19 protein-coding genes and 2 pseudogenes are annotated in these 19,930 nt (G+C 55.0%); 9 read left to right on the plus strand and 12 right to left on the minus strand.

Annotation, left to right across the window (positions count from 1 at the left end; all coding sequences use genetic code 11):
• Positions 1-49: 49 nt before the first annotated feature.
• From ACIQYF_RS22045 to ACIQYF_RS22060, 4 genes are all read right to left on the minus strand, one after another.
• Entirely contained in the window at positions 50-2,302 is a 2,253-nt protein-coding gene (locus ACIQYF_RS22045) for an ATP-dependent DNA helicase (RefSeq protein ID WP_402866035.1), read from the minus strand.
• Positions 2,299-3,948, minus strand: coding sequence for a VRR-NUC domain-containing protein (locus ACIQYF_RS22050; RefSeq protein WP_402866037.1), 1,650 nt, complete (start codon positions 3,946-3,948; stop codon positions 2,299-2,301). Before ACIQYF_RS22050 ends, ACIQYF_RS22045 begins: the two co-directional genes overlap by 4 nt.
• A 140-nt stretch (positions 3,949-4,088) precedes the next feature.
• Positions 4,089-5,528 carry a hypothetical protein gene (locus ACIQYF_RS22055; protein WP_402866039.1) on the minus strand — a complete coding sequence of 480 codons (1,440 nt, stop codon included), beginning with the start codon at positions 5,526-5,528 and terminating at the stop codon, positions 4,089-4,091.
• 329 nt (positions 5,529-5,857) lie between these two features.
• Positions 5,858-6,880: a zinc-dependent alcohol dehydrogenase family protein gene (locus tag ACIQYF_RS22060; RefSeq protein WP_402866041.1), complete on the minus strand. Its 1,023-nt coding sequence runs from the start codon at positions 6,878-6,880 to the stop codon at positions 5,858-5,860.
• Between the two features lie 286 nt (positions 6,881-7,166).
• On the opposite strand from ACIQYF_RS22060, the gene ACIQYF_RS22065 reads away from it, so the two are divergent.
• Complete coding sequence (locus ACIQYF_RS22065; protein WP_402866043.1) at positions 7,167-8,081, plus strand: LysR family transcriptional regulator; 915 nt, start codon at positions 7,167-7,169, stop codon at positions 8,079-8,081.
• 187 nt (positions 8,082-8,268) lie between these two features.
• Here the strand turns inward: ACIQYF_RS22065 and ACIQYF_RS22070 are convergent, their stop codons facing one another.
• From ACIQYF_RS22070 to ACIQYF_RS22095, 6 genes and pseudogenes are all read right to left on the minus strand, one after another.
• Positions 8,269-10,911: a TonB-dependent receptor domain-containing protein gene (locus ACIQYF_RS22070; protein ID WP_402866045.1), complete on the minus strand. Its 2,643-nt coding sequence runs from the start codon at positions 10,909-10,911 to the stop codon at positions 8,269-8,271.
• 128 nt (positions 10,912-11,039) lie between these two features.
• Positions 11,040-12,002, minus strand: a complete 963-nt coding sequence (locus ACIQYF_RS22075; protein WP_402866047.1) for a FecR domain-containing protein — start codon at positions 12,000-12,002, stop codon at positions 11,040-11,042.
• Between the two features lies 1 nt (position 12,003).
• Positions 12,004-12,513, minus strand: coding sequence for a sigma-70 family RNA polymerase sigma factor (locus ACIQYF_RS22080; protein ID WP_402866049.1), 510 nt, complete (start codon positions 12,511-12,513; stop codon positions 12,004-12,006).
• Between the two features lie 231 nt (positions 12,514-12,744).
• Positions 12,745-13,197, minus strand: a pseudogene (locus ACIQYF_RS22085) (glycoside hydrolase family 3 N-terminal domain-containing protein); the annotation flags it as partial.
• Between the two features lie 61 nt (positions 13,198-13,258).
• On the minus strand, positions 13,259-13,822 hold the full coding sequence (locus tag ACIQYF_RS22090; RefSeq protein WP_402866051.1) for a carboxymuconolactone decarboxylase family protein: 564 nt from the start codon (positions 13,820-13,822) through the stop codon (positions 13,259-13,261).
• A gap of 124 nt (positions 13,823-13,946) precedes the next feature.
• A complete protein-coding gene (locus ACIQYF_RS22095; protein WP_402866053.1) occupies positions 13,947-14,510 on the minus strand; it encodes a nucleotidyltransferase family protein in 564 nt (187 codons plus the stop codon).
• A gap of 330 nt (positions 14,511-14,840) precedes the next feature.
• On the opposite strand from ACIQYF_RS22095, the gene ACIQYF_RS22100 reads away from it, so the two are divergent.
• From ACIQYF_RS22100 to ACIQYF_RS22110, 3 genes are read left to right on the plus strand one after another with little or no spacing between them, the layout of a single operon-like run.
• Positions 14,841-15,041 carry a hypothetical protein gene (locus tag ACIQYF_RS22100; protein WP_402866093.1) on the plus strand — a complete coding sequence of 67 codons (201 nt, stop codon included), beginning with the start codon at positions 14,841-14,843 and terminating at the stop codon, positions 15,039-15,041.
• Positions 14,990-15,199 (plus strand): hypothetical protein, encoded by a 210-nt coding sequence (locus tag ACIQYF_RS22105; protein WP_402866055.1) that lies wholly within the window; start codon positions 14,990-14,992, stop codon positions 15,197-15,199. The genes ACIQYF_RS22100 and ACIQYF_RS22105 overlap by 52 nt, the downstream gene beginning before the upstream one ends.
• A 59-nt stretch (positions 15,200-15,258) precedes the next feature.
• Complete coding sequence (locus ACIQYF_RS22110; protein WP_402866057.1) at positions 15,259-15,537, plus strand: hypothetical protein; 279 nt, start codon at positions 15,259-15,261, stop codon at positions 15,535-15,537.
• A 117-nt stretch (positions 15,538-15,654) separates the two neighbouring features.
• Here the strand turns inward: ACIQYF_RS22110 and ACIQYF_RS22115 are convergent, their stop codons facing one another.
• A complete protein-coding gene (locus ACIQYF_RS22115) occupies positions 15,655-15,954 on the minus strand; it encodes a DUF1652 domain-containing protein (protein WP_402866059.1) in 300 nt (99 codons plus the stop codon).
• Positions 15,955-16,325: 371 nt separating this feature from the next.
• On the opposite strand from ACIQYF_RS22115, the gene ACIQYF_RS22120 reads away from it, so the two are divergent.
• From ACIQYF_RS22120 to ACIQYF_RS22140, 5 genes and pseudogenes are all read left to right on the plus strand, one after another.
• Entirely contained in the window at positions 16,326-16,616 is a 291-nt protein-coding gene (locus ACIQYF_RS22120; protein WP_402866061.1) for a hypothetical protein, read from the plus strand.
• 201 nt (positions 16,617-16,817) lie between these two features.
• Positions 16,818-17,093 (plus strand): metal/formaldehyde-sensitive transcriptional repressor, encoded by a 276-nt coding sequence (locus ACIQYF_RS22125; protein ID WP_402866063.1) that lies wholly within the window; start codon positions 16,818-16,820, stop codon positions 17,091-17,093.
• Positions 17,094-17,113: 20 nt separating this feature from the next.
• Positions 17,114-18,013: a CDF family Co(II)/Ni(II) efflux transporter DmeF gene (gene dmeF / locus ACIQYF_RS22130; RefSeq protein WP_402866065.1), complete on the plus strand. Its 900-nt coding sequence runs from the start codon at positions 17,114-17,116 to the stop codon at positions 18,011-18,013.
• Between the two features lie 191 nt (positions 18,014-18,204).
• Positions 18,205-18,402: a DUF1289 domain-containing protein gene (locus tag ACIQYF_RS22135; RefSeq protein ID WP_402866067.1), complete on the plus strand. Its 198-nt coding sequence runs from the start codon at positions 18,205-18,207 to the stop codon at positions 18,400-18,402.
• A 73-nt stretch (positions 18,403-18,475) separates the two neighbouring features.
• A pseudogene (locus tag ACIQYF_RS22140) lies at positions 18,476-18,544 on the plus strand (hypothetical protein); the annotation flags it as partial.
• A gap of 238 nt (positions 18,545-18,782) precedes the next feature.
• Here ACIQYF_RS22140 and ACIQYF_RS22145 read toward each other — a convergent pair.
• Positions 18,783-19,835, minus strand: a complete 1,053-nt coding sequence (locus tag ACIQYF_RS22145; RefSeq protein WP_402866069.1) for a metallophosphoesterase — start codon at positions 19,833-19,835, stop codon at positions 18,783-18,785.
• Between the last annotated feature and the right edge of the window lie 95 nt (positions 19,836-19,930).

The raw sequence follows: 19,930 nt of genomic DNA on the forward strand, positions 1-19,930 counted from the left end.
ACTCGCTTGACTAAAGAACAGGCTGGGCAGTGTGCCACACGCCACATGTTCAACCCAATTGCCACCAACTGGGCAGCAACTGCTGCACCTTGGGCTCGGCAAATCGGTCGTCGATCAAGAACAAAGTGCCCTGGTCGGTCTGGGTACGAATCACGCGCCCAGCGGCCTGTACCACTTTTTGTACCCCTGGATAAAGGTAGGTGTAGTCATAACCGGCGCCAAATAGCCCGGCCATGCGCTGTTTGATCTGCTCGTTGACGGGGTTTAATTGCGCCAGACCCAAGGTGGCAACAAACGCGCCAATCAACCGCGCACCGGGCAAGTCGATGCCTTCGCCAAAGGCACCGCCCAGCACCGCAAAACCGACACCTTGACTCGACAAGGTGAATTGATCGAGAAACCCCTGACGCGCCGCTTCATCCATGCGCCGCGATTGCAACCACTGCGGCACATGCGGATAGCGCTCGGCGAGTAATTCGGCAATTTGCTGCAGGTAGTCAAAGCTGCTGAAAAAAGCCAGGTAGTTACCGGGGCGCTGTTCAAACTGGCGTGCGATCAATTCTACAATCGGCGCCAACGACGCCTGGCGGTGTGTGTATCGGGTTGAAATCTGGCTGACCACCCGCACTGTCAGTTGCTCGGCACTGAACGGCGACTCGACGTCGATCCATACCGTGTCAGCGGGCAACCCTAGAAGATTGGTGTAATACGTTCGGGGACTGAGCGTGGCTGAAAACAGCACATTACTGTGTGCGCTGGCCAGTCGCGGGCCGATAAACCCGGCCGGCACGATGTTGCGCAGATTGAGCTGCGACAAACGCTTTTTGGCCCCATCACGCACGCTGATGTCGAATAAAAAGTGCGAATCAAACAACTCTGCGAGTCGATTGAATTGCAGGGCTTCGAAATAGAACGCTTGCAGGTTGCCCGAGAGCCCTTGCGGGTGATCGTTGAGGTAGTCGCCGATGGCGGTAATACAGCCCGACAATGCGTTCAGCCATTTGGCCGGGAGTTGCGGGTGCACCTGGTAAGGTCCGACCTGATCCTTGTGCAGGGCATTCCACTCCCGATTCAGACGCTTGAAAGGTTTGTCGAGGGGTACCGGGGCGTTTAGGCGCACGTTGTTGAGCGTTTGCTGATCCAGGCTGGCGCTGTACATCTGCCGAGCCCGCTCCACCAGATTGTGCGCTTCGTCCACCAGCGTTGCGACCCGCCACTGGTTGGCCTGGCCCAAGCCATACAGCAAGGCCGTGAAGTCGAAGTAGTAGTTGTAGTCGGCAATGACCAGATCCGCCCAGCGAGCCATTTCCTGCCCCAGGTAGTACGGGCACACCTGGTGCGCCAGGGCTACGCTGCGCAGTGTTTGCTGGTCCAGCGGTGACTGGTCAACCGCTGCCTGGCGCGCAGCAGGCAAGCGATCATAGAAACCCTTGGCCAACGGGCAGGCCTCGCCATTGCAGGCGTTCTGCGGGTACTCGCAGGCCTTGTCCCGCGCAACCAGCTCCAACACCCGCAGAGCCACGTCAGTTCCTGCCGGAAACAGGACCTGCGCCGCATCCAGGGCCAGCTTGCGCCCGGGGGTCTTGGCCGTCAGAAACATCAGCTTGTCGAGTTGCTGCTTGGGCATGGCCTTGATCAGGGGAAACAAGGTGCCGATGGTTTTACCAATTCCGGTGGGCGCTTGCGCCATCAGACAACGGCCACCGCTGGCGGTTTTGTATACCGCCTCGGCCAAGGCTCGTTGGCCGGTACGAAACTGCGCATGAGGGAACGCCAACTGCTGCGCCGCGTCGTCACGGGCCTGACGATGACGCATCTCTTGTTCTGCCCAGTTCAAAAACAGCGCGCATTGCTGATTGAAGAACTGCTCCAGGTCGCTCGCGCTCCAGTGTTCCTGAACCCGGGTTTCCTTCTCGCTGACAATATCAAAGTACACCAGCGCCAGACTGACCGCGGGCAGCTGCCGGGTCTGGCACAGCAACCAGCCATAGATTCGGGCCTGAGCCCAGTGCAGTTGCCGATGATTGGCCGGGATAGAGGCGAAGTCGCCGCGAAAGGTTTTGACCTCTTCGAGCACATTGCCCTGCGGGTCGTAACCGTCCGCGCGACCGCGTACGTCAAGGTTTTGGTACTGCCCTTCCAGACTCACTTCGGCCTGATAGTCAGGGCTGCGGCGCGAGGCCACGGTGCGGTGCCCCGCGATGCCTTGCTGCGCGGTGGGCGACGGGGTAAACCGCAGGTCGAGGTCGCCGACCTTGGCCGTGAATTCGCACAAGGCACGTACGGCTACGCGATAGCTCAAGCGCCGGATTCCTGCCATTGCACATAACACACGGTCACTGGCATTTGGTGCTGCTCGCACAGTGCCAGCCAGCGCAGCTGGTTGTCTTGCAGGCGGTCACCGGGACCTTTGACTTCAATCATGCGGTAGGTTTTTTGCGCGGGCCAAAATTGAATCAGGTCAGGCATGCCTGCACGGTTGGTTTTTATATCCTGCAGCAAACGTCGGAACCAGACCTTCAGGTGTGCCGGCGGCAGGCACAACAAGGCGTCTTCAAGCAGGCTCTGGCTCACGTAATCCCACGCCACAAATGGCGATTGCACGCCAAATTTGGCGGTATAGGTGGCACGGATGGTGTCGAGGTAATCGCCGTTGTCCAACTGCGCCAGACAGACATCGAACAAAGTGACCCGCCTCGGGTAAAAATCTTGTTCCAGCAAGTCGGCCGGGCCACTTTGATAAGGATTGAAAAACGCTCCGGGTAACGGCGCAAAAATGGCGGGCCAGCACAGCAAGCCGAATAAACCATTTATCAGGGTGTTTTCTACGTAGTACACCGGCGCTTCGGGAGCTTGCAGGTGACTCACCACTTTGAACTCAACGGACAGCGCTTGGTTGTGCTCCAGGCTGAGGTCCAAACGCTGGATCGGCAAGGCCTTGGGGCGCGCAAGTGCCGCCAGCCCCAGCTTGCGCCGCAGACGAGGGATCATACGCAGCAGTTGCTGCTCTTCGGCATCAGTGAAAGGCGCGTCTTCGGAGGGTTCCGTCAGGGCCATGGCCTGCTCGTACTCACCCAGCAGTTCAAGCACTCGAACTTTGCGCAGTCGCGCTTCTGAGTGGCCACTGTGCTGGTAAACCTGCAATGCCAAAGCCAACGCCCCAGCCCGCTCGTGATACTGCCCCAACTGGAACAACAAACGTGCGCGACGCCTTTGCAGCCAGCTATTGTCGGTGTGGTAGTCGAGAACCTGCGCCAATACCTGGTTCGCATCGCCCCCCGCTTCAAACTGTTCGCGGCAGGCATAAAGGTGCAGATAGCCGTCAATATCGGCACGGGAGCGCAAGGCGCGGGATTCGGGGCTGAAATCAACCTTTTCATAGTTGAACAACCCCAGATCGGCTAATACAAGATCTGACCAGCCTTGGCTCAAGTTGCCAAAAAACATCAGCCGCAAGCGATCGCACAACGCACGATGATTGAGAGTGTAAAGGTGTTCGTCCAACGTTGGATGCCATTCGGCCAGGCTCTGCAACTGAGTGAAATCGACGGCCAATTGCTCAAGCCATTCGCTTTTTTTACCCTTGGGTTGGGTGAGGTATGGACCAAAACAGCCAATAATTTCGGGCTTGGTCAACACATCAAACACCTCGACCAGTGCTAAAGGCGCGTGATCACACACCCACCCATGCGCCACCAGGTCTGTCGCCGCAGAGCGCGTATCACCGATTTCGGGGTAATTCAGTTTGCTGGCCCGAAAATGCGCGCCTTTGCGCATGGCCATGCGGACCCACAAGGCTTGTGCAGCCCCAGGCAACTCTGCGAAACCGGCAATGAACTGTTGCTCGTCGAGGGTCAAGACGTCCGCGTAGCGCGCGGCAACCCAGTCAAGCACATGCTGAAAGTTTTTAAGGTAATAAAGCGGGTCTTCAAGGGGATCAGAAATCACAGGCAGAACAAACCACTGGTTTTGGTTACTGGTTATGCATACAGATAGCAGTTAGCCCATTGCTGTGGCAAATCCTATTGGATGAGCGGCTGCTTTCACTGTGCCCGTCAGTCAGGCTGGCGGGCACTGGATAAAGCCATTCAGGTTTGATGGTTAGGGTCGTGGACCCACAGGGCGGCAATCAGGGAGTTGCAGGACGTGAGATCGGTCTTGTGCATGTTGAACAACACGCGAAGCGATGACAAAGGCAACCCGCTCACAGATTCAAGCCACAGGGCGTCAGGGGTTGAAGCACCACTCGAGCTCATCAGGATCCGTCGAAACTCATCGAGTGATTGCAGTTTTCCGGGGTGGCAATGTGCCAGAAAAGCCTCGAGGCCAAGCGCTTGCTCGACAAAAGGTGAATACATGAGGCACCCCAAGTGCTCGTCGCTGATCGCGTGTAACTCAGCTAAGTATTGCGTCGCAGTGATACGCAACTTCTCTATGCGCTTAGGCGTATTAAAGGTGACACCCAGCTGTTTTATCAATTGCCCTTTATAGCGATCGTTCGTTTGATTTTCGATGGCCATGCGACGCAAGTAATCTTCTACCCCCACACGATACTCAAGCCCCTGCCGATAGATGCCGCGCAAGCCTTGCAAGTGTGCGGCCAACAACACCACAGCGGCTTGCGGCTCTTCAATATCCAGCACTTTTATATTCCATACGCCCTCAACAAACATCAGTACCTGAGACTGCAAAATATCTATTTCGTAGGAAAGGCAGTCGAACACGTTAATCACATTCACTTCATTATCAGCCTCTGCCGCAATGAACCGCATCGACGCCGCCAGGCACAACAAATGTTTATAGTCATCGTCCAGTTTTGAACATAACTTCACTGCCCCCTGAAAACCTTGCAAGTGCGGGTCATTCAGCACATACCCCTGTTGATGTGCGACCCGCTGAACCCACGCCATGTATTTGCCCAAGTGTTTGGGTGGGCGTCGATCGATTAAAGCATCCACCTCCCCGCCCCATTCGCAGGCACGGCGATAGAGTTCAGCGCGTGACAACAGATCCGGATAAAAGAAGGTGGCGCGGGCTTCGCCTTGAGTGAGGTGGCCTGACATCAACACTTTCGTGCGATCCATGACCGGCTGCAGTCGCTCAAAGGCTATGGGACTGTTTTTGTCCAGTCGGCTGACTTGAGTCTCATCCACGAGCACTAACTCTACGCGCGGATCGTCATACATAAACAACTCACTGTATTGAGTGTGTATCCGCTCCATCACCTTTGCAGTCACTCGGGGCTGGCGCAATACAGCAATACGCAAGACAAACGTTTCGGGCGTTCGGCCCGCAATACTGAGTTGAGCGGCCCGCAGAAAAGCCAACGTGTAGGCGCATTCTTTGCCCCCTTCATGCACCACCATGACCCGATAACTACCAATCCCTTCAACGCCCCCCGCTGCGACCATTAAGCGTTGAATAAGTAACTGCAAGGCAACGCGCTCAGAGCGACTAAAGAAACCCAATAGCCGGTGCAGAACTTGTTGATAAACAAAACGCATGGCTTGTTCATGATAATTACTCATGGGCTATCCCTCCATTTAGAGCGCTGTATTATCGGCAGCCCTATGGAACACGCCCACACTTACCTTACCGCTTAAGCCCATTACAGACAGGACTCACATATGCACAGGAATAGACCTACACAAAAAGCACATCCAAAAGAATATTTATGCAGCCAGAGAGCATCTAAATAAATCTATTGAAATGTTCGAAAATACATCTACCCAGCTCCCGGATAAACACAATCGAACAAATGCGTTTAATACTGCCCATAAAAATACGCCCCTGAACTCAGCGTTCAAGGGCGGCATCATTAATATCAGGTGTGGCGTTTTGCAGGCAGCGTCAGGCTTCAAGGAGTGGTCAATTGCAACGCCACTCGGCCTCGACATGGACAGTCGTCCATAAAGCGATGGGCTTCAACGAAGTCTTCAAACGGGAAGACTTTTACTTCCAGGGGCAGCAACACACGGTCGGCAGTCAACTGGTTAATCGCAAGCAAGGCCCGCTGTATAGCCTCTACGTTCTGGGCAATACCCAACTCCGGCTTGCCGGTGAAGTTGCCGATGCAGTGAACATAAAACTGAATATTCTTCTGAAAGCATGCATACGCAGGTAGCCGAGTTTGATTGCCACCTTGCAGGCCATACAACACCAGGCTGCCACGAGGGGCCAGAACATCGCCCAACTGCGACATTTGGGGGCCGCCAAGGCCGTCAAAAACTGCGTCGACACCTCTGTTATCGGTGATTTTGTTAATTTGCATCAACAAGTCTTGTTCTTCGGTCACGATCACGTGGTCGGCCCCCAGGCCTATCAGACAATCACGCTCTTCGCTTTCTTTGGTTGCAGCAATCACCTTGACGCCCAAGGCCTTGCCTAACTGCACAAACGAGGGCCCGGCACAGTGGCTGGCATCGGTAATAAGCACCGTTTGCCCAGGCTTGACCCGCGCCAGATCGACGTATGCGAAATACGCGATCAGCAGGGGGGTGTAATGAGTGCTGGCCTGAACCGGGGTCAAAATGTCCGGATAACGCGTAAGAGCTGAGCGCGGCATCACAATCAGCTCGCCGTACACGGGATAGTCGTTAGCGCTTTGGGCGGGAAAGCTCGCTACTTTGTCGCCTACCGACAAATCATCAACACCCGCTCCGACAGCGGTAACAATACCCGCCATTTCATGGCCGATGCCCGCTGGCAAACGTGCAGGGCTTGGAGCCAGGTTCTGCCGCCAGAGCACGTCATACCAGCTTATGCCGATAGCCTCGACACGCACCTGGACTTCGCCAGGCGCAGGCGCAGCGGCTTCGTGCTCTTCACACTTGAGCACCTCAGCTGAGCCAAACTTGTGAAAACGGATCGTGCGCGACATCGCAAACCTCGCCTTATTAATCGCTAATACCACAGGACTTTATCCGGGCTTTGTCCGCAAGACTAACAGACAGCATTAATAGTCGACATGCCTGTCATTGATCGGCAGACATTTTCTCACCCTGAAACGGGGCTACTTGTGTCGATAAAGAGGGAGAAATTCGCGTTTATGATGGGCGACATCGCGAGCATCAAACCAAGAAAGCCAATCTACCGAGTGACGATTTATCATCTTTGCCAGTAAGATCCGTACCCTTACCTCGTTGACCCTCCAGTGAAACCGCCAGATGAACCGTAACGACTTACGTCGCGTCGATCTGAACTTGCTGATCGTCTTCGAAACTTTGATGCATGAACGCAGTGTGACCCGTGCGGCCGAAAAGCTTTTTTTGGGGCAGCCGGCGATCAGTGCTGCGTTGTCACGCCTGCGGAATCTGTTCGATGATCCCCTATTTGTCCGCACTGGGCGCAGCATGGAACCGACAGCGCGGGCGATTGAAATCTTCGCCTTGCTGTCACCCGCGCTGGACTCCATCTCCACCGCCGTAAGCCGTGCATCAGAGTTCAATCCTGCCACCAGCACCTCAGTGTTTCGCATTGGATTATCCGATGATGTAGAGTTTGCGCTGCTGCCCATGCTGCTCAAGCGCTTGCGCGCAGAGGCGCCGGGCATCGTACTGGTGGTTCGCAGGGTCAACTACATTCTGATGCCACCGCTGCTGGCTTCGGGCGAAATATCGGTGGGCGTCAGCTACACCAACGACCTGCCCGCCAACGCCAAGCGCAAAGTGCTGCGACGCAGTAAATCCAAATTATTGCGTGCCGACACCATGCCTGGCGCACTGAGCCTGGATGACTTTTGTGAGCGACCGCATGCCCTGGTTTCATTCGCGGGTGATTTAAGCGGCTTTATCGATACCGAACTGGAAAAAATGGGCCGTAAACGTCACGTAGTGCTGGCCGTGCCACAGTTCAATGGCCTTAGCACACTGCTGGCCGGCACCGACATTATCGCCACCGTGCCTGACTACACCGCCGAAGCCCTCACCGCCGCGGGTGGGGTACGGGCAGAAGACCCGCCACTGGACACTCAGGCCTTTGAATTACACATGGCCTGGCGTGGGGCTCAGGACAACGATCCGGGGGAGCGTTGGTTGCGCTCACGGATTCAGATGTTTTTCGGCGACCCGGATAGTCTTTAGGCCGTTTTAGAGCCCCCTCAATGCGAGCTGACATAAGTCCTGAATCGTGAAAACCTCATTCCTGTTAACTTGATAGCCGCTCAAGAGCGCAGCGAGGCTGCGAGCGGGTGACGCGGCGTTTGATGCATTTCAAGGTCAAGGTTTACGAACGCCCTTCAAAGGTGGCGAGTCACCCCGCCACCTCACATCAGAACGCGTAGCTTAAACGGGTGTAGTAAAACGTGCCTTCAGGTGCAGCCGGTGACAGGTAGCTGTATTTCTGGCTTGGGGTTTGACGCAGGTGAGTGTCGAAATCATCCGGCTTGCTGTTGAACACGTTATTGGCCCCCACCGACAAACGCAGTTGCTTGGTAAAGGCGTAGTTGATGTCAAGGTCAGTGATCCATTGCGCCGCAAAGGTTTGGTCGTATTGCGAATCGCTGGCCGAAGATGCGAACTTGCTGTACTCGCCGTAACGGGTTTCGCTCAGCGCGACGCTCCATGGGCCGTAACGATGAATCGCGCCCAGTACGAATTTGTCTTTCGGGTAACCATGCTCCAGATACCCACGGCTTTCACGGGTGACGGTTTCAAAGCCGTTAGCGTTTTCATAGGTCTTTTCGATGGTGGTTTTGGCTCGGGTATACCCGGCAGTCAGTGCCAGCGCACCGTATTGCTGCAAGTCCAGGTTGTACTTGCCGACGATGTCGACACCACGGGTTCGGGTGTCAACGGCGTTGGTCATGAATTGCGCCCAGCTGTACTGGCTATAGCCAGCGGCAGCGAGAATGCGCTCAGCTTCCGGCCCCGAAATGCCACCGCTGAACAGCAACCGGTCGCGAATGGAGATCTGATAAGCATCGATGGTCACAGACGCTTGCTCGGTCGCACGCAACACCAGGCCCAGCGAGTAGTTGGTGGATTTTTCAGGTTTGAGCGGTTCAGCGCCCAAGGCACGCGCCGCCGGGTTATTGGCTGGCAGCATGCGCGTCAGTACCGGGTTGCCATTGGCATCAACGTTGGTTGTGGTGGTCCAAGAGGTGCCAATCTGGCCCAGGGTCGGGGCGCGGTAAGCGTTGTTGACGGTGGCACGCACACCAATCTGAGGCGTGAAGTCGTAGCGTGCCGAGAGTTTGCCTGTGGTGGCAGAGCCAAAATCCGAGTAGTGTTCGGTACGCGCCGCCAGCCCCAATTGCAGTTTGTCGGTGACTTGGTTTTCGAGGCCGAAATACACGCCGGCCACCTCTCGCTTATAGGTGGCCGCATCGTCCGGGGTCAAGCCTGAAGCCTGAACACCCCCCACTTGCACGCCGTCTACGCCGCCGAACGAGTAGGAGTCCGGATCCCCTGCCTCCAGTCGATAACGCTCATTGCGGTAACCAACCCCGGCCGAAATGTTTAACGGGTTGCTCAACCACTCCACTGGCAGGTCTTTGACGTAATCCAGGCCGAGGTTGGTTTGCTCATTGATCAAGGTGGCGATGTCGAACTTGGTCGGGCTGGCCACGCCAAAGCTTGGATTGAGGGTGTTGTAGGCCAGCTCGTCATGCTCGTCCCGGCCATAAGTCGCGCTCAGGTCGAAGCGACCCAGGCTTTCATCTTCGTAGCGTGTCCCCACCGTCAACGCGCCATCTTCATAGCGATAACGGTATTTGGGAATAGTGCCGTTGGGGTAAATCGCCAAGACGTTATTCGGGCTGCTGGCCAACAGTTGTGGCGTGTTGTTGACCGACTTGTCCTGGCCAAAGGTGCCGAAGCTGTAGAGCCGCCACTGATCGTCCAGACCGACCTCGGCATTCGCCGCCAGATTGTATTTGTCACGCCCGGCACCGCCCCAGCGTGGGTCCTGCACATGGCCATCGGCGACGTACTTATCGCCGATGTCGTCAGGTTTGTTGTTCAACGCGTTAAAGCTGACAGTCAAAAAGCCGTCCCCCGGCAAGCCCAGACCGTACCAGCCGTCAGTGGTTTTGCTGAAGCCATCACCCTGAGAATATTTGCCCAGCTGGGTATTGATCTGTCCGCCACTGTCACGCTCTTTGAGCACGATGTTGATAACCCCTGCCACTGCATCGGAGCCGTATTGTGCAGAGGCACCGTCACGCAGCACTTCTACGTGGTCGATGGCGCTGATCGGGATCATGTCCAGATCCACCGGCTGGGCGCCAATAAACGGAACCCCGCCCGAAATGTTGACCACTGCCGAGGCGTGGCGGCGCTTGCCGTTGATCAATACCAGGGTTTCATCCGGTGACAGGCCACGCAAAGAAGCGCCTTTGGGATCCTGGCCGCGGGTTGCACTCTGGTTTTGCGGAAAGTTGAACGAGGGCAGCAACTGGAACAGCGCCTGGTTGAGCGTGACTGCACCGGTTTGCACCAACTCTTCGTTGTTGATGACATCCACGGGCGCGGCGCTGCTCAATACGGTGGCATTGGCACGTCGGGTGCCAATTGCGACAACGCGATCCAGTGCGGTCGTGGGTGCCGCGTTTTGCGCCTGAGCGCTGGCCTTGCCTGTGCTCACTGCGCCCGGCTTGATGATGAACGCCCCATCCGGGCTGACTTGCAATTGCAAGCCAGTACCACGCAATGCTTCACCAACGGCCTGCTCGGCCGACATTGAACCATTCACGGCGGCTGACGAGTAACGGCGCAGTTGCGGGGTAAAAGAAATCACCTGACCACTCTGGCGACTGATGTTCAACAGCACTTCATCCAGTGGTCCGCAAGCAATGTGGTACACCTGCCGGACTTCTTCGGCCGCATAGGCGCAGGTCAGGAACAGGCTTGCCAAAGGACCGATGGTAAAAGCCCGCAAAGGGCGAGGTGTGAAAAAAATAGACGCGCTCAAACTGAATCTCCCCAAAAACTTTGAACAACGCTGCTCGCCGCAGCGTTTACGGGAGAGATGTGTAACGAAGGATTGAAAACTTGCAGATCGTTTGGTTATGAACTTAGAACCGGGCTTTGACGGAGGGCTCAAGCCGGGCTGACGGTGACCCAGTAGTCGGTGCGACGAACAATCCGGATCGGCAAGGTCCGCGCCAGCGTATCGAGCACTTGTTCTGATTTATCCAGTCGAAATAACCCGCTGACACATAGCCCAGCAATGACCGGATCCAGGCGCAGCACGCCGTTGCGATAGGGGCGCAACGCCTCGACAATCTCAGTCAGCGGTGTATCACGCACTTCCAGTAAACCCTCGACCCAGGCTGTTGCGCCAAGACTCATGGGCCGCACAACGCCGAATCCAAAGCGGTCATAAGACACTTCATGCCCCGCCTGCAGTTGCAGCGTGTCCAGGCCCGGACGGGCGATCCGGGCCGCCCCCTTAAGCGCAATCACCAACCCTTGCCCCTCGCGCTCGCGCACTGACAATTCGCCCCCTGGCACCTGGATCCGCGCCTGCGGCGTCAACAGCTGAAACGGGGTGGACGAGTTGAGCGTCACCTTGGCCCGCAGTTCGCCATCAAGCAGTCGCACCACCCGTTGCGCGTGTGAAAAATCCGTGTCTACAGCACTTTTGGCGTTCAACAACAATTCGCTGCCATCCGGCAGATTGACTGTTCGACGCTCAGCAGTGCCAGTCGACAGATCGGCCGTGAGCTCGCCCAGCCATGAGCCGCGCTGACCGATAAACAGACTGGCGCCGATGGCTACCCCGGTACAGGCCAACATGCCCTGCACCAGTTTGCGTCGGCTGACGGAGGGCGCAGTCAGCGCCTGCTGCAACACCGTGCCACTGACCCCTTGGGCTATCGGCACCTTAAACATTCCAAGGCGGGTTTCCAGTTGCGCGCAAAGCTGCTCATGACGCGGGTCTTGCGCGCGCCATTGGCGATACGCCTGCCAATCGGCATCGCCGGCATGGCCTGAACGCAACAGCACCATCCAGCGAGTGGCGTGGTCGATCAACTCATCGTGCGAGGTTTCGGTATTCATTTCATTCCATACAAGCACGCAGGCAACGATTGAAGGCCTTGGTCATATAGTCACTGACTGAGCGTTGGGAAATACCCAGCTCAGCGGCAATTTCAGGGTAAGTCAGACCGTTGACCTGAGACAGCAGAAAAGTGGCCTTGACCTTGGCCGGCAAGCCATCCAGCAACTGGTCAATACGCTCCAGCGCTTCGAGCATTTGCGCCAGGTCTTCAGGCGATGGCGCCTCGAAGGTTTCATCCAGCTGCAAGGCGTCCAGATAGGCCCGCTCCAGATCACGACGCCGCCAGAGCTGGTACATCAAGCGCTGGGCAATGGTGGTCAACAACGCTCGAGGCTGGCGGATAGGCTCCACGCCGGGCGAACTCAGAAGCTGGACGAACGTATCCGCCGCTATGTCTTCGGCATGGGCGCTGGAGTCGAGATGGCGGCGCAGACGCACGCACAGCCATTGGTAATGACTGCGGAACAATCCGCCCACGTATTCGCTGTGAGAAGTGTCGGCGCCGGACATGGGGGCTCCAATCAAGATGAAATGCGCTGTGTGTCCGGTGTTCCGGCGGTGCAATGCTATCAAAAGGCGTTATTCGCCAATAAGACTTAAAACATATTTTTATATAACCGTTTATAGCAGTAAGCCGCCCTCTCCTTCTCTTAAAAATCCCAGGAAATAATGGCTTAACTGATAGGTGGCGCAAGACCCGTTTTTCTTGCAAATTATGGGGTTATGTAGGTTGGCAAAGGATCAACACGACAGGGCAAGAGCATTATTCGCTGCCAACTCAAACACCTTGCGCGAGGGATTCAACAAAACCTGAAGGTCCAGCGTGCCGGCCTCTACTGCCGCCACAATCGCTTGGGCAATCGCATCCAGCCCCGACTCACTGGACACCAGCAACAGATGCGCTCCAGCGGCAAGTGAATTGACTGCTGTATCGGTAATCGAGTTACCCCTGAGAATGGAAACGGCATCAAGGTCATCAGAAATGATCAAACCGTCGAATCCGATCGCGTCACGCAACAGGGCAATGACTTTGGACGGCGTCCAAGCAGATGGGTCCAGGTCGATTGCCGGAAATACCGCAGGGCCTGGCATCACGGCTTGCGCACCCGCCCAAATCACTTGCCGAACAACATCCAGATTGTCGCGCAGCAGCGCCAGAGAGCCGTCAACGGTGGCTTGGGCTAGAGCATTACGCCCTGTACTGTGAAGACCCGGACAAGATCAAGGTTGAGATCATCGCACCCGACTGCGACGCCTAAGGCTCGACAAAGGGCAGCGGTGCAAGGGTGTCGCGTCGTACGGCAAACACATTGAGCGTCATGGCGACCAGCGCGTAGTAGCCCAACACGCCCACCAGTTCGACCACCGCCACCTCACCAAAGGTTTCGACCGCCTGCGCATAGAGCCCCTCGTCTACCCGGCGAGTCTGATACAGCGTCTTGGCAAGCAGGTACACGACGCGCTCGTCTTCGCGCTCGAAATCAGGCTCACGTTGCTGATGCAATGCCTCAATCACCGCGTCGCTGACGCCCGCCTGACGAGCGATGGGCTCATGGATCTGCCACTCGGCCTGGGACTGCCACCAACTGGCGGTGAACAAAATCGCCAACTCGGTCAGGCGCAACTCAAGGCGCGTGTGATAACGACAAAAAGCCCCCAGACGCTGCGCATGATCGGCTAGCTGCGGGCTGCGGATCCAGGCCAGGAAAGGGCCATCCAGATTCCCTCTTGGGCCACTGAGGATTTCAGCCAGAACCGCCCGCTGGGCGTCATCCATTTGTTCATTGGCAAGGGGTGTGAGGCGTGATTGAAGCGGCATCGAGCAATCTCCCTAGAGGTATTTGAGCATTGTGCGAACGGTATTCAGCAAAGTGCAGGCACTTTCGTCCGAATAGCGGTTATCCAGGATAAAGGCCGTATTAGAGGCGATGGATCCACTCGCCTCAGTCGACACCAACAATCGTCAGCCACGGCCAACGCTCCTGATAACTCTTGGCCTTGTTAACAAACAGATCGGGCTGCGGCGTCTTGGGGTTCGAGCGCAAAAGTCCCAGCCCGATATCATCCAGGCCATAGGGCGCATACACGTCTGCGGTTTCTGTGCTGAGCCCCACGCACGTACCGGCCACAAGATAACGGTCAATACCGTCCTTGACTGAAAGCAACTGAGGGTAAGGCCTGCCGAAACGCTCTGCATACCAGAGATGAACCCGGGCCTGATTCTTGATATCGACATTGACGCCCAGATCCTCGAACAATCGCCGAGACTCGACAATAACCTCGTTCTCGGCCTCCCACGACACGTCCTTATCAAAGTAAAAAACGTCGTAGTCCTTGACCCCAAACGCCGGCGGTAAATGAGAGCGTTGATTCCAGACGGCCTGGAACAGGCACCCCGCGGTCAGCATGCACTGATCCACCCCCAACAAAGGCAAACGAGTCATAAGTGCCGCGTTGACCGGGTTGGTCATCGCGACACAGACCAACTGTTCAGGCGTCAAGTTCATGAGTAGTCCTTATCGATGAGCCTACCAAACGATGGCGGCCGCTCTACCGCGGGTCATTGGAATGTGTGCAGTTCTTGGGCATCAGAAGAAAAACTGCAAATGGTTTTTACGTCTTCGGCCTTCACAGGTCTGTGATTCAGTTTCAGGGTGCGTCCTTGAGATCCAGGTTTCAGCTTTCTGGCTGAGCACAATCTACCCAAATACTGCACAGGGTTAAACGGCCATTTGGGGTCAGATATAGCGCCGCGGCATGCGTAGCAAGATCCTTCAAGACATCAGAAAACAGATGGTTTAGCGTACCAGCGCGCTCTAACATAAGGAGTACCGGCCATGACCCTAACAGTTTTCTGGGATGATCCTTCTCTCACCACGCTCGACTGGAATAACAACCTCATACAGCCTATGCACCCCACCCTACCCAGCCAGCAATTGTGCCGCCAAGATGCCCCGATTGATCTGGCACTGCGGAAACTTAGACAATGCCAAAGAAACAAGCTGCAAAATCTGCCGAAGCGACTGCTGCTGATATAGAACGATCCATTCTGACCCTTAACAAAATGGCAGAGCGCCTATGGGGAGATGGTAGAGAGGCAGAAGCTAAAGCCCTGCTAGATGCATTGGACGCTTTAAACAGAGCATTGGACAGAATCCGGATGGGCGAAAGTCGCAGAGTTAAAACGCTTCACTGAAGGCAATCGTATCCCTAACAATACGCCCTGGGTTCCTGAAGCGTTGCTTGAGAGCGGCTGTGACTCATTTAAAAAAGGATTTACGCATGCCTTTTTCAATGGAAGAAAGAACCGCTTTGCTCGCCCTCAAAGGCGCAGGACCTTCCATCCGCAACCGCAGAAAGAAAAATACCGCTAACACAGTGAATGCCAGAGCAAGGTCTAAAATTGCGCAGCGGAAAAACAAAGGGCCTGCACGCCAAATGCGTGCAAGCCCTTTATGTTCATGGTGTCCAAAGCATGAGCCTCATGAAAATAAAACAACATCAAGACACATCAAAAAAAACACACAACCCTGAAATAGATGAACTAACTGCCAAGCCATTTAAATTGCACTGAGATGTACCTTTTAACGACAGCACCAAAGTTTTGACATCTCCTGCGGCAACCTAACGAATTAGCATAATTTCTACAACCTACCCAATTAGTCCAGCCGTACGGTTTTTTTGATCACTGGCTTCTTTATCCACACTCGCATCAAATCTCATTTGACGGGTGACATGAAGTTCTGCGCGAACTTCTTCTATTAATTTCGTTATCTCTTGATTACCTACAAGCTCAGACTGAGAAATACCCGTCACCAAAAGCTTGCGACTACCTGATTCAGAGTCGTAGATTTCAATTTGAAGATAGCCCAATGACTCAACCCGACAGCAGCAGCGTGTCGGAAGGAATGCAGATTCAATAACGTGACGTAATTCTAATGTCGAAAGCATAGTCATGACTCCATCAGCCGTGCCACAGAGCGCAAGCTGCTTGCTGAAACGGGAAAATCCCAATACATCACTGAATACAAGCAATCTAATGTCAGTATGCGCTTGGTGCGAAGCAGGCATTAGACCCTTTGGCTATGCTTACCTATGATTTTCGATCTGCTGGGCACGCTCATTGCTTTAATACAACTCGAGTGCTTATCTAACGCCCCCATAAAACCATCTGCCAAACTTAAGCACTCGACCTAAACACAACCAACTACCCACTGAACGAAAAACCATTGACCACTGGGTTAACCATCATAGATCCAGCCACCCCCTTTAAGCAGTCAAGGCATCCGGAGATCAAAACACCATTAAATCAATATTAAAAAATGAATAACCAACACCTTGTGCTGAAAAACACGCTTGAGCGCCTATTGGGAAGTATGGAGCGCGCACGGCCACCAAGTTTGTTACCGCCTGCACGCCAAATTGCCTGGATCGCGGCATCAGGCATTAAGAATATTGATTTCCAAATGCGCGACTTACGCGCAAAGGCTGGCACAGATAAAGCAGAATCCGGCGCCTACAGACTGAAAGCCAAAGATCAACGTGGGCATACGAGTGTCGTTATGACCGAGCAATGCACCCCGAACCGCAAAGGAAAAGTGGATCACCTCTAGAACGGATTGGCTGGCCAGCAGGTGGCTGCCTGGTTGATTCCGAGCTAAAGCAAGGAATGGACATTCCGGACTCTATAAATACCCCTCGCGATGGAAGCTCTCTTCCCAGCGAAGAGCTGTATACGATCTCTCAACAAACGACTTACATAGGCATAGGGGGTATGCCTATAATGCCGAAAATATAGGTATCAGGGGTATCCCATGGGGCATATTGCAGCAAACAAAAACGATCTTCTCAAACGCGTAAAACGTATAGCCGGACAACTCCAAGCGGTTGAACGGGCGTTGGAATCTGATCTCGATTGCGCCAAAACACTGCACCTTGTTGCCGCCACTCGTGGTGCTATGAACGGCTTGATGGAGGAAATCATCGAGGAGCACGCGCGCGAACATGTCGCGAACCCTTCTCTGAGCGAAGAGGAGCGTAAAAAAGGCATCGAAGAGCTTCTTGAAGCCATTCGTCGTTACTCCAAGTGAGCACTTTTCAGGAAGCACGAATGAGCCGCATCAACATAAATCACACGCACGATCATGTGTTCCTTGGCTCGGCACACGACGAAAATGCCAAGCGCACACTTTGGGTTGTGGCACTGACCGTGGTGACGATGGTTGGCGAGATCATCGCAGGCTACATCACAGGTTCGATGGCGTTATTGGCCGATGGCTTTCATATGGCAACCCACGCAGGCGCATTGGGTATCGCGGCCGCAGCTTACGCATACGCAAAACGCCATGCTTTAAGCCAGCGCTACAGCTTCGGTACCGGAAAGGTAGGAGACCTGGGCGGGTTCGCCTCGGCTTTGATTCTCGGCATGGTCTCCCTGGGAATTGGCGTTGAATCTGTCATGCGCCTCTTGCAGCCAACGCACGTTCAGTTTGGTACCGCGACGCTCATTGCGTTTGCCGGCTTGATCGTCAACATACTCAGTGCCCTGCTGCTAGGCCATGGGCACGATCATGATGATCATGCCCATCACGGGAGCGATAACAATCTGAAGTCGGCCTACGTTCACGTCATCGCGGACGCGCTGACTTCGGTTCTGGCCATTGCCGCGCTGCTTGCCGGCCGGTATCTGGGTTGGGTGTGGCTGGACCCGGTCATAGGCATAGTCGGCGCCATCGTTATTGCGCGTTGGGCATGGACCTTGATGAAAGCCACTGCAAGTGTACTGCTGGATGAGACCGATGCGCATGTTGCCGAGGAAATCCGCGAACTGGTTGAGACGCCGGGGGATGCCACTATCACGGACTTGCACGTCTGGCGGGTTGGACCGCAAGCCCATGCGGCCATCGTCAGCGTGATGGGTGAGGCCTCTGCCAACGCCGACAGCATTCGTGAACGTCTTAAGCCGGTCCACGAAGTGAGCCATCTGACGGTCGAATTTCGAACAGTCTGATTCCGCGTTTCCCACCATGCCTTCGAAGTAACCTGCAAGGCCTCCAGGAAAACCTGAACATGTTCGGGGTGAGCGCCTTACACCTTCAGACCACAGTATCCGCTTCGATTCTGATCAAGAGTGTCAAGGCACTCACGGTGGCGACTGGGAAAGTCGCCTGGCTCAATTTCATATGACCAAGGTGACTGACAATGGCTAAAGAAATCGAAAACCCCTGCATCTCGGTTTGCCATATCAGTGGTGATCTGTGTGTGAGTTGCGGGCGAAGCAAGGAAGACATCAAAAAGTGGAAACGCATGAAGCGGCCTGAAAAAATGGCCGCTGTACAAAGGGCGAATGTGCGCTTGAAAGGGCTTAAAAAGCGCACGGATAATCACTGCGTTGGGTGACTGCCATGGCGAGCGGCTGCTTCTTGGACACTAAGGGTTTCACCAGGGCTGTAACGATCACATCGCAGGTCACATCACTGGGCGCCAGAACGACGGCACTTACTTGGCCAACCCGTGGGCGCTCACCTCGGTAGACGTGACCGCCTCGGATATCGTGCGCCTTGATCAGGAGGGCAAGGTGAGAAATGGGGGTTGCTCGCCAACCATGGTGTGCTGGTGGGGGCCAACGGCATTCGCCAGGCGCATTTGCGCGCGATCACACTGGAGTGGCGCAGCCGCCTGATAGCGCCCATTAATTAGCTAAGCGTACGCTCCCCTATAGATAGCTCGGCTACTGCAAAAAGCAGTCTTTCAGGTACTTCTATAACTTAAAGAGGGATTTACTGTGCTAACTGCACACCAGTACTTTGCGGTTCATCGGGCAGTAAACAACCTTTAGCCATGCTTGTGCACTCTCTAGCCCAGTGATAGCCGACTTCCAGGTCACCTCCCTCATCGTAATAAGCTAACCGTAGTCGATGGGCATCTAGGTCGAGCTTGGAAAATCCGGCTCGCGATGAGGTGAACGTACTATCAGGCCTCGGAGCACTGAGATCATAAAGTGTCTGGCCTCCAGCACCAGAGATGACCCATGCGGGCTCCCCTGCACGTAACAGCAATTGCTGGTTGTGATCATGACCGGATAAAAGCACATCAACCTTGTTGCGTAGTAACGCCGGCAAAAGCCTGACAACCAGATCCTGGTCCTCACCGTGCTGGCCTTGGTTGCGTATGGGGTGATGGGACGCAACAATTCGCCATACAGGAGCCGCTCCGACTGCCTGAAACGTCTGATCGATGAAGTCAATTTGCTGTTGCAAACTCTCACGCGGTGCCGATGTGTCAAGGAATACCATTCGCACCAATGGCCGCCCGCCGACATCACCAAAATCCCTGGCGTAATAGTTCGCCGGCATTTGCCAGCGGCCTGACCCCTTGTGCTGTTGCCCGTACTCGATCTCATACTTTTGCGACACCGGGTAATCATGATTCCCCAAGACGGCGAAGAACGGTACATGACTGAGCCAGTGGCCCCAATAAACGCGCTCGAACCTGGTTTGCCACCTGAGGTCATGGGTACTGGTGAGCGAGTTACCGTAAAAATTGTCGCCGAGAAACACCACCATGTTCAGCCCCCCTTCATTGGACGCAACTTTCTCCATGGCTTGCCCCACTCGCCACTGCTGCAACTTGCCACTTCCTTGATCGCCAACAACAATCATCGACAGTGACGCGGGGTTCTGGTCAGCCTGAGGTACATAAGGGGAAGGTGGACTAAATAGCCAGTAACCACCAGCTGTCAGCAGAAGAGCGAAGGTGACGCCTGAGCAAAGCGCGATTTTCCTGGCAGTGAAATGTTTTGCGGCTACCAAAGAGAAAGTTGTGCGTTTCAATTAATGCACTCACAGGGTACCGCCAGAATGGCGGAAAAGTTAAGGTCAACCTTCCATTCAATAAATCACATCAGTTGTTCAATCTTTGTTAAAAA

This window comes from Pseudomonas sp. NPDC096917 (assembly GCF_044762555.1).
Lineage (GTDB): Bacteria > Pseudomonadota > Gammaproteobacteria > Pseudomonadales > Pseudomonadaceae > Aquipseudomonas.

Excerpts from the sequence above, each read along its gene's own strand:
- ACIQYF_RS22055 (WP_402866039.1), bottom strand. The coding sequence starts at position 5,528 with ATGAGTAATTATCATGAACAAGCCATGCGTTTTGTTTATCAACAAGTT.
- ACIQYF_RS22060 (WP_402866041.1), bottom strand. The coding sequence starts at position 6,880 with ATGTCGCGCACGATCCGTTTTCACAAGTTTGGCTCAGCTGAGGTGCTC.
- ACIQYF_RS22065 (WP_402866043.1), top strand. The coding sequence starts at position 7,167 with ATGAACCGTAACGACTTACGTCGCGTCGATCTGAACTTGCTGATCGTC.
- ACIQYF_RS22075 (WP_402866047.1), bottom strand. The coding sequence starts at position 12,002 with ATGAATACCGAAACCTCGCACGATGAGTTGATCGACCACGCCACTCGC.
- ACIQYF_RS22080 (WP_402866049.1), bottom strand. The coding sequence starts at position 12,513 with ATGTCCGGCGCCGACACTTCTCACAGCGAATACGTGGGCGGATTGTTC.
- ACIQYF_RS22090 (WP_402866051.1), bottom strand. The coding sequence starts at position 13,822 with ATGCCGCTTCAATCACGCCTCACACCCCTTGCCAATGAACAAATGGAT.
- ACIQYF_RS22095 (WP_402866053.1), bottom strand. The coding sequence starts at position 14,510 with ATGAACTTGACGCCTGAACAGTTGGTCTGTGTCGCGATGACCAACCCG.
- ACIQYF_RS22100 (WP_402866093.1), top strand. The coding sequence starts at position 14,841 with ATGACCCTAACAGTTTTCTGGGATGATCCTTCTCTCACCACGCTCGAC.
- ACIQYF_RS22105 (WP_402866055.1), top strand. The coding sequence starts at position 14,990 with ATGCCAAAGAAACAAGCTGCAAAATCTGCCGAAGCGACTGCTGCTGAT.
- ACIQYF_RS22115 (WP_402866059.1), bottom strand. The coding sequence starts at position 15,954 with ATGCTTTCGACATTAGAATTACGTCACGTTATTGAATCTGCATTCCTT.
- ACIQYF_RS22120 (WP_402866061.1), top strand. The coding sequence starts at position 16,326 with ATGAATAACCAACACCTTGTGCTGAAAAACACGCTTGAGCGCCTATTG.
- ACIQYF_RS22125 (WP_402866063.1), top strand. The coding sequence starts at position 16,818 with ATGGGGCATATTGCAGCAAACAAAAACGATCTTCTCAAACGCGTAAAA.
- dmeF (WP_402866065.1), top strand. The coding sequence starts at position 17,114 with ATGAGCCGCATCAACATAAATCACACGCACGATCATGTGTTCCTTGGC.
- ACIQYF_RS22135 (WP_402866067.1), top strand. The coding sequence starts at position 18,205 with ATGGCTAAAGAAATCGAAAACCCCTGCATCTCGGTTTGCCATATCAGT.